Genomic DNA, 13883 nt, shown 5'->3' with positions numbered 1-13883 from the left:
ACGATGTCGCCTCGCGGTAATGGGGGTGCCCTATGGTCCCATATGCACTGCGTCATAATGACGACACGCAACGAATACGGCGTAGAATTTATAACATTGAGAATGTCATAACAACGTCATCATACTGTGAGAATTTCCGAGCGTCTTTTCGTCTCCCTTCCTGAAATTCCATTCTCGCTGCCGATGTCCATCCGCTACCCCTTATTGAATCGCGAGCTGGGCATTCTGGGTTTCAACGAGCGTGTGTTGGCACAAGCTGCCGACCCAGCCGTCCCTTTGCTCGAACGCTTGCGTTTCATCTGCATCACCAGTAGCAATCTCGACGAATTCTTCGAAGTCCGCATGGCCGGACTTCAGGAGCAGATGCGCGACAACCCGGGCGCGCTGTCTCCGGACGGCATGTCGCTCCAGCACGTGTACGACCTCGTGGTCGAGCGCGCGCAGAGGCTCGTGCATCGCCAGTACACCATGCTGCACGACACGGTGCTCACCGCGCTCGAAGCAGAAGGCATCTATTTTCACGGCACTGAAGCATGGAACGAAGCGCAGACCGAATGGGCGCGCAATTACTTCTTCGACGAACTGCTGCCGGTGCTCACGCCGATCGGCCTCGATCCGGCTCACCCGTTTCCGCGCGTGCTCAACAAGAGCCTGAACTTTGTCGTTGAGCTCGAAGGCAAGGACGCGTTCGGCCGTCAGGCGATGATGGGCATCGTGCAGGCGCCGCGCGCATTGCCCCGGCTCGTGCGCATGCCGCAGGATCTGTCGGGCTATCCGCATGGTTTCGTGCTGCTGAGCTCGTTGCTGCAGCGCTTTGTCGGCGAGCTGTTCCCGAATCTGGTGGTGCGCACCTGCAATCAGTTCCGCATCACGCGCAATAGCGAATTGTTCGTCGACGAAGACGAAATCACCAATCTGCGTGTCGCGTTGCAGGGCGAATTACCGGCGCGGCATCTGGGCAATGCGGTGCGGCTCGAAGTGTCGGCGGAAACGCCCGCGCATGTCGTGCGTCGCCTGCTGGACGAAAGCAGCCTGACCACCAAGGATTGCTATTTCGCCGACGGCCCCGTCAATCTGGTACGGCTGATGCAGTTGCCTGAGATGGTAGACCGGCCCGACCTGAAATTCGTGCCGCATATTCCCGCGATTCCGCAGCAGATCGCCAACAGCATCAGCATGTTCGACGTGATCGATCAGGGCGACGTGCTGCTGCATCATCCTTATGAGAGCTTTCAACCGGTGCTCGAGTTGCTGCTGCAGGCAGCTAAAGACCCGAACGTGATGGCCATCAAGCAGACCATCTATCGCACCGGCACCGACTCCCCGCTGATGGACGCGCTGATGCAAGCGGCACGCAACGGCAAGGAAGTGACGGTGGTGGTCGAACTGCTCGCGCGTTTCGACGAAGAAACCAACATTAACTGGGCATCACAGCTTGAAGCGGTGGGCGCGCACGTCGTGTACGGCGTGGTGGGTCATAAGTGCCACGCGAAGATGATGTTGATCGTGCGGCGTGTGTCGTCGGGCGGCAAGACCACGCTCAAGCGTTACGTGCACCTGGGCACCGGTAACTATCATCCGCGCACCGCGCGGCTCTATACCGACTTCGGCCTGATGACCGCCGATCAGAAAATCTGTGAAGACGTACACCACGTGTTCCAGCAACTGACCGGCATCGGCGGTGAACTGAGGCTGCATGAGCTATGGCAGTCGCCGTTCACGCTGCATCCGAAACTGATCGATGCGATTCGCGCGGAAGCAGATCACGCGCGTGCCGGACAAAAGGCGCGCATCGTCGCGAAGATGAACGCGCTGCTCGAACCCACGGTGATTGCCGAGTTGTACGAAGCATCGCAGGCCGGCGTGAAGATCGATCTGATCGTGCGTGGCGTGTGCGCGTTGCAGCCGGGCGTGCCGGGTTTGTCGGAGAACATCACGGTGCGCTCGATTGTCGGGCGTTTCCTCGAGCACCATCGCATTTACTACTTCTACGACGGCGGCAAGGAACAGGTGTATCTGTCGAGCGCCGACTGGATGGATCGTAACTTCTTCCGCCGTGTTGAAGTGGCGTTCCCGATCAACAACCGCCGCCTGAAGCGGCGTGTGATTGCCGAAGGCCTGTCAGCGTTTCTCGGCGACAACCAGGCCGCGTGGCTGATGCAAAGTGACGGCCACTATCGCCGCCGGCGACCGGGGAAATCCTCGCGCAATGCGCAGATGAGCCTGCTGGGGAAATTCTGTTCGTGAGTTCGTGATTGTGTTTGCGTACCGCTGAAGCGGCGGTACGCATGAAAAAAGCCCGCCTTGTTACAGGCGGGCTTTTTTTCAGGCCGCTATTCTCAGGCCGGTGCCGGTTGCCGACGCGCCGTGCGATACACCGGGAAGCGCACGGTGAACGTGCTGCCACGTCCCTCCTCGCTCTTCACGTCGAGCTGCGCATCGTGCCGTTGCAGCACATGCTTGACGATAGCGAGGCCGAGGCCCGTCCCGCCCGTATCGCGCGAGCGGCTGCGGTCGACGCGATAGAAACGCTCGGTCAAACGCGGAATGTCCGCAGCCGGAATCCCCAGGCCGCTGTCCGTGACCGAAAAAACCGCACTGCCGCCGTTGGCGTGCCAGGTCACCGCGATTGCACCGCCGTCCGGCGTGTAACGGATCGCATTGGTCACGAGGTTGCCAAGCGCACTGAGGAGTTCCGTTTCCACGCCGGTGACGGTCAGCCCTTCGTCGGCGTCGAACACGATCTTGTGATGATCGCTCGACAGGCTTTGGGCGTCGTCCTTCAGATGCCGCAGCACCGCGCGCATGTCGATCATCTGATCGCTCGGCGGCTTGTTGTCACCTTCAAGCTTCGCGAGCACCAGCAAGTCGTTGACGATATGACGCATCCGCGAGGCCTGCTGCTCCATCAGTTCGAGGTAGCGCGCACGCTCGGCTTCGCCTAGCGGCAGCTCTCGCATCGTCTCCAGGAAACCGGAGAGCACCGTGAGCGGCGTTTTCAGTTCATGCGACACGTTGGCGACGAAGTCGCGCCGCATCGCGTCGGTACGCTCCAGTTCGGTGATGTCTTGCGACAGCACCAGCTTGCGATTTTCGCCGTACGGAAACACCTGCACCGACAGCACGTTCTGGCGCTTGTCGCCCATGCCGCGCATGATCAGCATCTCTTCGTAGCGATGCGAATTCAGATAGCGCACGAAATCCGGCTGACGCACCAGATGCGTGATGTGCTGGCGCAGATCGCGTTTCGCATCGAGCCCGAAATGGAGTTCGGAGATCGCATTGCACCACTCGATCTGATCGTGATCGTCGAGCATCGCCACGCCGTTCGGCGAGGCCTGAATTGCCTGAATGAAACGCGAATGCTGCTGCTCAACCTGACGCACCTGCGCATGCCAGCGCTTTGCAAGCTTATGCAGACGGTAATAGATTTCGCCCCAGATGCCGGGGGCGCTCGGCACTTCACCATAGACCGGCGCGTCGAGCAAGCGCCACAAACGCTGCTTGTGGAAGGTACTGATGAAGCTCTGCGCGAGCAGCAAGACAATCGCGAGGACCAGCCCTGCCTTGACGTTCAGGAGTGCGCCGACCACCACGCACAGAACAGCCAGCAGCACGACCGACACGATGGAGCGCGCCCAGATGATGTTCATGTTCTAGCGAATCCAGCGATCGAAGAGAAAGGTGCTACCGCAACGTCACGCGCTCTTCGCGAGCCGGTAGCCGCTGCCGCGTACCGTCTCAATCATAGCATCGCATCCCGCCGGCTTGAGCGCCGCGCGCAGACGCTTGATATGCACGTCCACGGTGCGCTCTTCGACGAATACGTGATCGCCCCACACCTGATCGAGCAGTTGCGTGCGGCTGTGCACGCGCTCCGGGTGCGTCATGAAGAAGTGCAGGAGGCGGAACTCGGTCGGGCCGAGATCGAGCTTGATCTCGCTGCCTTCGGCGTGCGCGGCCACCCGATGCGTTGCCGGGTCGAGTTTGAGGCCGTTGATCGCAACCAGGTCCTCGGTCAACTGCGGTGCGCGGCGGCGCAACACCGCCTTGATACGCGCCATCAGTTCCTTCGGCGAGAACGGTTTGGTGACGTAGTCGTCGGCACCGATTTCGAGGCCGAGCACCTTGTCCTGTTCATCGCCACGTGCGGTCAGCATGATGATCGGAATATGCTTGGTGCGCTCGTTGTTGCGCAGATCGCGGGCGAACGCGATGCCTGACTTGCCCGGCAACATCCAGTCGAGCAGCACGAGGTCGGGCAGTACGTCGCTGATCAGGTTCTGCGCCTGCTCCGCGTTGTACGCGCGAATCGGGCAGTGTCCGGCGTGCTGAAGATTGACCGAGATCAATTCGGAAATGGCGGGCTCATCTTCAATGACGAGAATGCTGCTGGGCATCGGCACCTCTGGTCCTTATCTCTGGATTAACTGAGTGCTTCGCGTTCGAGCGCGTCGCGCGACTTGTGCCGCACGTCGGTACCCTTGACGATGTAGATGATGAATTCTGCGATGTTCTTCGCGTGGTCGCCGATCCGCTCGATCGCCTTGGCGATGAACAGAAAATCCAGGCCCACCGAAATCGAACGCGGATCTTCGGTCATGTACGAAATCAGCTTGCGCACGAAGGCGCGGAATTCCTCGTCGATCGCTTTGTCGTCGCGCATGATCTGCGCGGCGGCAACCGTGTCCAGACGCGCAAAAGCGTCTAGCGCGCGGCGCAGAATCGACACCGCCATTTCGCCCGACAATTTGATCTCGGCGATATTGATGCTGCGCGAGGCGCCGTCTTCCATCAGGCGCTTGGTGCGCTTGGCGATTTTTTCAGCTTCGTCGCCGGCGCGCTCGAGATTCGTAATGGTCTTCGAAATCGCGATCAGGAGGCGCAAGTCGCGCGCGGCCGGTTGACGGCGCGCGATGATGTTGCTGCATTCTTCGTCGATCTCGACTTCCATCGTGTTCAGGCGCTCTTCGGCCGCGATCACCTGTTCACATACATCGAGGTCGAAGTTGTTGAGCGCGATCATCGCATTGACGATCTGCGACTCGACCAGACCGCCCATTTCGAGCACCTTCGAAGAAACGAGGTTCAGGTCGGCGTCGAACTGGCTGGACAGATGTTTATCGGACATGTCGTACTCCGTTGTTTTGCGCGGCGGCTTAGCCGAAGCGGCCAGTGATGTAGTCCTCGGTTTCCTTGCGGACCGGCTTGATGAAGATCTTTTCGGTGTCGCCGAATTCAATCAATTCACCGAGGTACATATATGCAGTGTAGTCCGAACAGCGCGCGGCCTGTTGCATGTTGTGTGTGACGATCACTACCGTGTAATCGCTCTTCAATTCGGCGATCAGCTCTTCGATGCGGCCGGTGGAAATTGGGTCGAGCGCGGAGCACGGTTCGTCGAGCAACAGCACTTCGGGGCGGATCGCGATACCGCGCGCGATACACAGACGCTGCTGCTGGCCGCCGGACAAGCCGTAGCCGCTCTGGCCCAATTTATCCTTCACTTCGTTCCACAGCGCGGCCTTGGTCAGCGCCCATTCCACGCGGTCGTCCATTTCCGAGCGCGGCAGCGTTTCGAACATCTTCACGCCGAACGCGATGTTGTCGTAAATCGACATCGGAAACGGTGTCGGCTTCTGGAACACCATGCCAATCCGCGCGCGCAGCAGCGAAATATCGCGCTTGGAAGTCAGCAGGTTTTCGCCGTCCATCAGAATCTCGCCTTCGGCGCGTTGCTCCGGATAGAGCGCGTACATCTTGTTGAGCGTGCGCAGCAAGGTGGACTTGCCGCAACCCGACGGGCCGATGAACGCGGTCACCTTGCCTTCGGGAATCCGCAGATTGATGTTCTTCAGCGCGTGATACTTGCCGTAGAAGAAATTCAGGTCGTTGATCTCAATCTTCGGACGCGACGGCGCTTGCGCCTGGCCGCTTTGGGCGGGATCGAAACCGGCGGGCGCCGTCGGACGCGCGGCCGGATTGAGTTGAGTTTCTGCCATATTCATCGGATTACACTCCGCCCTTACTTATTCGAAAAGATCGTACGCGCGAGGATGTTCAATCCCAGCACCGCGAGCGTGATCAGGAAGACGCCGGCCCACGCGAGCGATTGCCATTGCGCAAACGGGCTCATCGCGAACTTGTAGATCGTGACCGGCAGGTTCGCGACCGGCTGGTTCATGTCCATCGAGAAGAATTGATTCGACAACGCCGTGAACAGAAGCGGTGCGGTCTCGCCGGCAATCCGCGCGACGCCAAGCAGGACACCCGTGATAATGCCCGCGATCGAGGCCTTCAGCGTGATCGACATCACCATCTTCCACTTCGGCGTGCCGAGTGCGAAAGCGGCCTCACGCAGTGCATTCGGCACCAGCTTCAGCATGTTCTCGGTGGTACGGATCACGATCGGAATCTGCAACAGCGCGAGCGCGAACACACCCGCCCAACCGCTGAAGTGACCCATCTTCGCGACAACCAGCGCGTACACGAACAGACCCACCACGATCGACGGCGCCGACAACAGGATGTCGTTGATGAAACGCGTGAGACTCGCAAGCCAGCCCTTCTGACCGTACTCGGCGAGATAGACGCCCGCCAGAATGCCGATCGGCGTCCCGACGAACGTTGCGAGCCCAACCAGCATCACGCTGCCGACAATCGCGTTGGCGAGACCGCCGCCATCGGTGTTCGGCGGCGGCGTGGATTGCGTGAACAATTCGATCGACAAACCGCCGATGCCGAGCCGCAGCGTCGTATAAAGAATCCACACCAGCCACAACAGGCCAAACGCCATGGCCGCGAGCGACATGGTCAGCGCCAGCGCATTCTTCGCGCGGCGGCGGCCTTGCAGGCGCACGCGCATTGCTTCGAGCGCGTCGGCGTCGTTCGAACCCGGCATATTCAAGGTGGGCTGGCTCATTTCGCGCCCTCCCCTTTTTCGAGGCGAAGCAGCATGAACTTCGAGATCGCCAGTACGACGAAAGTAATCACAAACAGGATCAACCCGAGTTCCATCAGCGCCGACGTATGCAGGCCCGGATCCGCTTCCGCGAATTCGTTGGCGAGCGCCGAGGTAATGCTGTTGCCCGGCGAAAACAGCGAGACGTTATCGAGCAGATTGGTGTTGCCGATCACGAAAGTCACCGCCATCGTCTCGCCCAGCGCGCGGCCGAGGCCAAGCATCACGCCGCCGATCACGCCGCTCTTGGTGAAGGGCAGCACGATCTTCCACATCACCTCCCAGGTCGTGCAACCGATGCCATATGCCGATTCCTTCAGAAGGACTGGCGTGACTTCGAACACATCGCGCATCACCGAGGCAATGTACGGAATGATCATGATCGCGAGAATTACACCTGCGCACAGAATGCCGATGCCGATCGGCGCACCCTGAAACAGCGCGCCGACGAACGGGATGCCACCCAACACGGCGCCGAGAGGCTTTTCGAACCACGCCGCGAAAATCGGTGCGAACACCAGCAGACCCCACATGCCGTAGACGATCGACGGGATCGCGGCAAGCAGTTCGATGGCGATACCGAGCGGACGGCGCAGCCACGCGGGCGCGAGTTCGGTCAGGAAGAGCGCAATGCCGAAACTGACGGGCACCGCGATGATGAGTGCAATGAGCGAGGTCGCGATCGTGCCGTAAATGGGCACCAATGCGCCGAATTGTTTGCTAGGTGGATCCCAGTCGGCGGTCCACAGAAACGCCAGGCCGAACTGTTTGATCGACGGCATGGAGGCGACGACCAGTGAAACGATGATGCCGCCGAGTAGCAACAGGGTGATGATGGCCGCGAGACGGGCAAGGCCACCGAAAATGACGTCGCCGGCGCGGCTGGGCGCTTTCTGCTGCGACGCGCTGCCGGGTGGCGTCGACCTCGCCGCGCCAGGCGCTAAATGGATATCGGACATGAGAGCCTGATGGACCTGTTTCCAGTTGCCGTACGACACTTGTCGTGCAGCGGATGATGCTGGGCTAATGCCGGGGTAATGCCATTGGCCGTCCTCGATTGAGGACGGCCAATGTATTGCTGGATGCTTTACTGCAACGCTTAGTCAGCGATCGGCTTGCCGGCAGCGTCCTTCACCTTCGACTTCCACTGCGTGCGAATTTCAGCCGTGACCGATTCCGGCAACGAGATGTAGTCCAGATCGTTTGCAGCCTGGGTGCCGTTCTTGAACGCCCAGTCGAAGAACTTCAGCGTTTCCGTACCTTGCGGAGCCTTCTCCTGCGTGGTGTGCAGCAGCACGAAGGTTGCGCCGACGATCGGCCATGCGTCCTTGCCCGGCTCATTCGTCAGGATCTGGTAGAACGACTTCGACCAGTCAGCACCCGCAGCCGCTGCCTTGAAGGTTTCCGTCTTCGGCTCGACCACAGCACCCGTCGAATTCTTCAAGCTGACGTACGTCATGTGGTTTTGCTTCGCATACGCCCATTCCACGTAGCCGATCGCGCCCGGCAGACGTTGCACGAAGGCTGCGACGCCGTCGTTGCCCTTGCCGCCCGTACCCGTCGGCCAGCTGACCGTTGCGCCTTCACCGACCTTCGACTTCCAGTCTGCGTTGACCTTCGACAGGTAGTTCGTCCAGATGAAGCTCGTGCCCGAACCGTCAGCGCGGCGAACCACGGCGATGTCGGTATCCGGCAGCTTGACCTTCGGGTTCAGTGCAACGATCGCCGGATCGTTCCACTTCTTGATCTTGCCCAGGTAGATGTCGCCGAGCACTTCGCCCGACAGCGTCACGTCACCGGCCTTCACACCCGGCACGTTGATAACCGGAACCACGCCGCCGACAACCGTCGGGAACTGGAACAGGCCTGCCTTCGTGAGTTCGTCGTCCTTCAGCGGAGCGTCCGAGCCAGCAAAATCGACAGTCTTCGCTTCGATCTGCTTGATACCGCCCGACGAACCGATACCTTGATAGTTAACCTTGCCGCCGCCCGACTTCTGGTAGGCGTCAGCCCACTTCGTGTAGATCGGTGCTGCGAAGGTGCTGCCCGCGCCGGTGATGTCTGCGGCTTGCGCTGCGATCGCGAAAAGCGCGCCAGCGACGCCAGCGAACACGGTTTGCATCAATTTCATGAGACCTCCAAGAGTGTGAGCGGTGTGAGCGAATAACACGAACACCGCGAAGCTTAGGGTCTCTTTGTGACAGTAACGTGACTAACCGTGAAACCGGTGTGACAGTAGGATTACCAAGGTGAAAGGTGTTAATGCGCACAAATTGCCGGTTTAGCGGAGTTTCGGGCACCGCTCTACAGATTAGGCGAAAAAGATGGGGCGCGAACGTTTGCGTGTGAAGAGAGGGGTGCAGCAGGAAATTTTGATGGCTCGCTGGCAGTTCGCCGGTTCGCGGGGCAGGACGGAGTACTTATCCCTCATCTGCGGGACGGCAGCGGGACGGCAGCGGGACAACGCCGGCCGCCGCCCGTTGCCGCCAGGCCCGTGGCGGGACGCGTTGCTTGCCGCCCGCCGCTGTCGTATTAGCGGCGGGAAGGCATTTTGACGCTGTCGTTTCTCGCCTTCCCGGCGAGACGCATGGTTTAGGCCGTAGCTTGCTTGACCGCGCTGGCAATCGCGTCGGAGTGGCGAACCGCGTCGTCGACATTTTCCGCTTCGACCATCACGCGTAGAACGGGCTCCGTGCCCGAAGCGCGAATGAGCACACGGCCGCGACCGTTCAGCGCTTCCTCGGCCTTGCTGATAGCGTTGCGGATCGCGTCGCTGCCCTTCCAGTCGGCGCCGGGCTGCATCCGCACGTTGACCAGCTTCTGTGGGAACAGCGTCACGCCATGGAGCAGTTGGGCGAGCGTTTTGTCGCTGCGCTTCATCGCGGCCAGCACCAGCAGGGCCGACACGATGCCGTCACCGGTCGAATGGCGGTCAAGGGAGAGAATATGGCCGGAGCCCTCTGCCCCCAGTTGCCAGCCGTGCTCGCGTAACTGCTCAAGTACGTAGCGGTCGCCCACCGCCGCGCGGACGAACTTCACGCCGGCTCGCTGCAGCGCGACTTCGACCGCCATGTTGGTCATCAAGGTGCCGACCGCACCTTCCACCTTGCCGTCGGTCGCCATCCGGTCCTTGACCAGCACGTACAGCAGCTCGTCGCCGTTATACAGGCGGCCTGCCGCGTCCACGACCTGCAGCCGGTCGGCGTCGCCGTCGAGCGCGATGCCGAGGTCCGCGTGGTTCGCGCGCACTGCGCGCACCAGCGCGTCCGGAGCGGTCGCGCCAACGCCGTCATTGATGTTGAAACCGTTCGGCGCGACGCCGATGGGAATCACGTCGGCGCCGAGTTCGTGGAACACATGCGGCGCGACGTCGTACGCGGCACCGTGCGCGCAGTCGACCACCAGCTTCATGCCGCGCAAGTCGAACGCTGCCGGGAAAGTGCTCTTGCAAAATTCGATGTAGCGGCCGGCTGCGTCATCGAGGCGCCGCGCCTTGCCGAGTTGCTCGGACGCCGCGCAGGCAAGCGGCAGATCGAGTTGTTCTTCAATCTGCAATTCCACTTCGTCGGGCAGCTTGTTGCCGTCGGCGGAGAAGAATTTGATGCCGTTGTCGTAGTACGGGTTGTGGGATGCGCTGATCACCACGCCCGCGGCCAGCCGCAGTGCGCGCGTCAGATAGGCAATGCCCGGGGTCGGCATCGGCCCGGCCAGCATGACGTCGACGCCGGCCGCAGAAAAGCCCGCTTCGAGCGCGGCTTCGAGCATATAGCCCGACACCCGTGTGTCCTTACCGATCAACACCGTGGGGCGCGTGCCCGTCCTCGCCCAGCGGTCCGCGCCCGCGAGCACCTTGCCGGCGGCATAGCCGAGCCGCAATACAAACTCCGGCGTAATCGGCCCTTCGCCAACCTTGCCTCGAATCCCGTCCGTTCCGAAATAACGACGTGCCATGTTTTATCTTCCTCCTTGGCTTTTGGACTCAGCCGCGCGCGGGCTACGCTTCGCCGCGTCGCGCATGGCCGCCCATACTTTCAATGCATCCACTGTTTGCGCGACGTCGTGCACGCGCAGAATTGCCGCGCCGCGTTCGGCGGCACACACCGCTGCGGCGATGCTACCCGCGACGCGCTCCGGCGCCGGGCGTCCGACTACCGCGCCGACCATCGACTTGCGCGAAATGCCGGCGAGAATGGGGTACGGCGGATCGGCCTGCGGCGCCGTGTCCGGCAGATGCGCGAGCAGCGCGTAATTGTGTTCGACTACCGCCTTGCCGAAACCAAAGCCCGGATCCACGCTGATGCGCGCACGGGCGATGCCCGCCTGCTTCAGCACGGCCACCCGATCTTCGAGAAACTGCCGAACCTCGCTCACCACGTCGTCATAGACGGGCTCACCGAGCTGCATGGTCTGTGGCTCACCGAGCATGTGCATCACGCACAAACCGCATTCACTGTGGCGAACGGCGTCAACCGCGCCGGGCATCCGGAAACCCCAGATATCGTTGATCAGGTCCGCGCCCGCGGCCAGCGCATGGCGCATTACCTCCGGCTTGTAGGTATCGATCGACAGTGGCACATTTGCGCCACGCAGTTGTTCGACCAGCGGAATCACCCGCTCCAGCTCTTCGTCGAGCGGTACTGGTGGTGCACCCGGGCGAGTCGATTCGCCGCCAATATCGATGATGTCCGCGCCATCGAGCAGCATGCGCTCGGCCTGGCGCAGCGCATCGCCACGCATGGCGTATTGGCCGCCGTCGGAAAAAGAATCGGGTGTGACGTTCAGGATGCCCATGACCAACGGGCGTTCAAAGGTCAGCTTGAAGCGGCCGCATTGCAGCGGTTCGGGGATGGAAAGAAAAGGAAATTCGACTTTCGACACGTAGCGGTCAATCACGTAAAACGGATAAATGCAAAACGGGCCGGTGTGAAACACACCGGCCCGCACTTTCTACTGGTCGCCTATCAGGCCGGCGCGGTCGCGCTGCCTGGCTTGACCTCAGTGCCCGGGCTGCCGCCCGAGGAGGCGTCGCTTGCCGGCGGCGGCGAGCTCTTCGGCGAGCGCGGCGGACGGCCTGCCATGATGTCGTTGATCTGATCGGCGTCGATCGTTTCCCACTCCATCAGTGCGGCGGTCATGGCTTCGACCTTGTCGCGGTTCTCATCGAGCAGGCGCTTGGCGAGGTTGTACTGCTCGTCCAGCACGCGGCGGATTTCCGCGTCGACCTTCTGCTGTGTCGCTTCCGAAATGGTGCGTGTGAAACCACGGCCAAACGGCGTTGCGTCGTTTTCGTCGTCGACGTAGACCATCGGTCCAAGTGCGTCCGTCATGCCGAAGCGAGCCACCATGGCACGCGCCGTAGCCGTTGCCTTGTTGAAGTCGTCCGACGCGCCGGTGCTGATCAGGTTCAGGAACAGCTCTTCCGCGACACGGCCACCGAACAGGATCGCGAGGCGGTCCAGCAGGTAGTCCTTCGAATACGTTTCGTTGTCATGCTCCGGCAACTGCCACGTGACGCCCAGCGCACGGCCGCGCGGGATGATCGTGACCTTGTGCACCGGATCGGCCTTCGGCAACAGCTTGGCGATGACCGCGTGACCCGACTCGTGATACGCGGTAGCGCGCTTCGATTCTTCGCGAATCACGGCCGACTTGCGCTCCGGTCCCATGAAGATCTTGTCTTTCGCGTCTTCGAAGTCGTTCATTTCAACGATGCGCTTGCCACGGCGAGCCGCGAACAGCGCTGCTTCGTTGACCAGGTTCGCCAGATCGGCGCCCGAGAAGCCCGGCGTGCCGCGTGCGATAACGGCTGCGTCGACGTCGTTCGAAATCGGCACCTTGCGCAGGTGAACCTTCATGATGTGCTCGCGGCCACGAATGTCCGGCAGACCGACGTACACCTGACGGTCGAAACGGCCCGGACGCAGCAACGCCTTATCCAGCACATCTGAACGGTTCGTGGCAGCGATCACGATCACGCCCGAGTTCGCTTCGAACCCGTCCATCTCGACCAGCATCTGATTCAAGGTCTGTTCGCGTTCGTCGTTACCGCCGCCCATGCCGGCGCCACGATGACGGCCGACCGCGTCGATTTCGTCGATAAACACGATACACGGTGCATGCTTCTTGGCCTGCTCAAACATGTCGCGCACACGCGCCGCGCCGACACCGACGAACATTTCAACGAAGTCCGAACCCGAGATGCTGAAAAACGGCACCTTCGCTTCGCCGGCGATAGCGCGCGCCAGCAACGTCTTACCCGTTCCCGGCGGGCCGACCAGCAGCACGCCGCGCGGAATGCGCCCGCCAAGCTTCTGGAATTTCTGCGGATCGCGCAGGAAGTCGACCAGTTCGGAGACTTCTTCCTTGGCTTCGTCGCAACCGGCGACGTCGGTGAAATTGATTGCGTTATTGTTTTCGTCGATCAGACGTGCACGGGATTTACCGAACGAGAACGCACCGCCTTTCCCGCCTCCCTGCATCTGTCGCATCATGTAGAACCAGAAACCGATGATCAGGATCGTCGGTCCGAGGTAGTACAGCGCGGACACCAGCGCATTCGGTTCGTCATCAGCCTTGCCGCTCACCTGAACGCCGTACTTCATCAGATCGCCGACCATCCAGATGTCGCCCGGCGACACGATCTGGTACTTCTGGCCGTCTGCTGGAGTGACCGTAAGGTTCCGCCCCTGGACAATGACGTTCTTGACTTTGCCGTTCTTCGCGTCGTCCATGAACTGCGAATAGGAAACGCCTTCCTGGACACGGGGCTTGTCGAACTGCTTGAACACCGTAAATAGCACCAGTGCGATAACCAGCCACACTGCTGCTTTCGAAAACATATTGTTGTTCAAAGCACCACTCCTTCACTTAGACGGGCGCCTACATTTGCCTTGCGGCACCACGAAAGCATTCTAATCCAGTC

General features: G+C 61.0%; 11 protein-coding genes. 1 reads left to right on the top strand and 10 read right to left on the bottom strand.

What is annotated here, in order from left to right; translation table 11 throughout:
- The first annotated feature begins 183 nt into the window (after positions 1–183).
- On the top strand, positions 184–2247 hold the full coding sequence (ppk1, locus tag ACUN0E_RS25770; RefSeq protein ID WP_445568357.1) for a polyphosphate kinase 1: 2064 nt from the start codon (positions 184–186) through the stop codon (positions 2245–2247).
- Between the two features lie 92 nt (positions 2248–2339).
- Here ppk1 and phoR read toward each other — a convergent pair whose 3' ends face one another.
- The 10 genes from phoR to ftsH all read right to left on the bottom strand — a co-directional run bounded on the left by phoR (position 2340) and on the right by ftsH (position 13812).
- Positions 2340–3653: a phosphate regulon sensor histidine kinase PhoR gene (gene phoR, locus ACUN0E_RS25765; RefSeq protein ID WP_408222116.1), complete on the bottom strand. Its 1314-nt coding sequence runs from the start codon at positions 3651–3653 to the stop codon at positions 2340–2342.
- Between the two features lie 45 nt (positions 3654–3698).
- Positions 3699–4400, bottom strand: a complete 702-nt coding sequence (gene phoB / locus ACUN0E_RS25760; protein WP_028199153.1) for a phosphate regulon transcriptional regulator PhoB — start codon at positions 4398–4400, stop codon at positions 3699–3701.
- Positions 4401–4426: 26 nt separating this feature from the next.
- On the bottom strand, positions 4427–5131 hold the full coding sequence (gene phoU / locus ACUN0E_RS25755; protein WP_408222118.1) for a phosphate signaling complex protein PhoU: 705 nt from the start codon (positions 5129–5131) through the stop codon (positions 4427–4429).
- 28 nt (positions 5132–5159) lie between these two features.
- Positions 5160–6008, bottom strand: a complete 849-nt coding sequence (gene pstB, locus ACUN0E_RS25750; protein ID WP_445568356.1) for a phosphate ABC transporter ATP-binding protein PstB — start codon at positions 6006–6008, stop codon at positions 5160–5162.
- 17 nt (positions 6009–6025) lie between these two features.
- On the bottom strand, positions 6026–6922 hold the full coding sequence (gene pstA, locus ACUN0E_RS25745; protein WP_445568355.1) for a phosphate ABC transporter permease PstA: 897 nt from the start codon (positions 6920–6922) through the stop codon (positions 6026–6028).
- A complete protein-coding gene (gene pstC / locus ACUN0E_RS25740; RefSeq protein WP_408222122.1) occupies positions 6919–7920 on the bottom strand; it encodes a phosphate ABC transporter permease PstC in 1002 nt (333 codons plus the stop codon). The genes pstA and pstC overlap by 4 nt, the downstream gene beginning before the upstream one ends.
- A gap of 140 nt (positions 7921–8060) precedes the next feature.
- Positions 8061–9092, bottom strand: coding sequence for a phosphate ABC transporter substrate-binding protein PstS (pstS, locus tag ACUN0E_RS25735; RefSeq protein ID WP_408334044.1), 1032 nt, complete (start codon positions 9090–9092; stop codon positions 8061–8063).
- A gap of 461 nt (positions 9093–9553) precedes the next feature.
- The gene (glmM, locus tag ACUN0E_RS25730) at positions 9554–10912 is read right to left on the bottom strand and encodes a phosphoglucosamine mutase (RefSeq protein WP_445568354.1); all 1359 of its coding nucleotides are present in this window, start codon (positions 10910–10912) and stop codon (positions 9554–9556) included.
- A 3-nt stretch (positions 10913–10915) separates the two neighbouring features.
- Positions 10916–11752, bottom strand: coding sequence for a dihydropteroate synthase (folP, locus tag ACUN0E_RS25725; protein WP_445570518.1), 837 nt, complete (start codon positions 11750–11752; stop codon positions 10916–10918).
- A 170-nt stretch (positions 11753–11922) separates the two neighbouring features.
- Positions 11923–13812 carry an ATP-dependent zinc metalloprotease FtsH gene (gene ftsH, locus ACUN0E_RS25720; RefSeq protein ID WP_408222128.1) on the bottom strand — a complete coding sequence of 630 codons (1890 nt, stop codon included), beginning with the start codon at positions 13810–13812 and terminating at the stop codon, positions 11923–11925.
- Positions 13813–13883 lie beyond the last annotated feature (71 nt).

The sequence above is a fragment of the Paraburkholderia sp. D1E genome, assembly GCF_052682275.1.
This window is presented reverse-complemented; position numbering and strand designations above follow the sequence as displayed.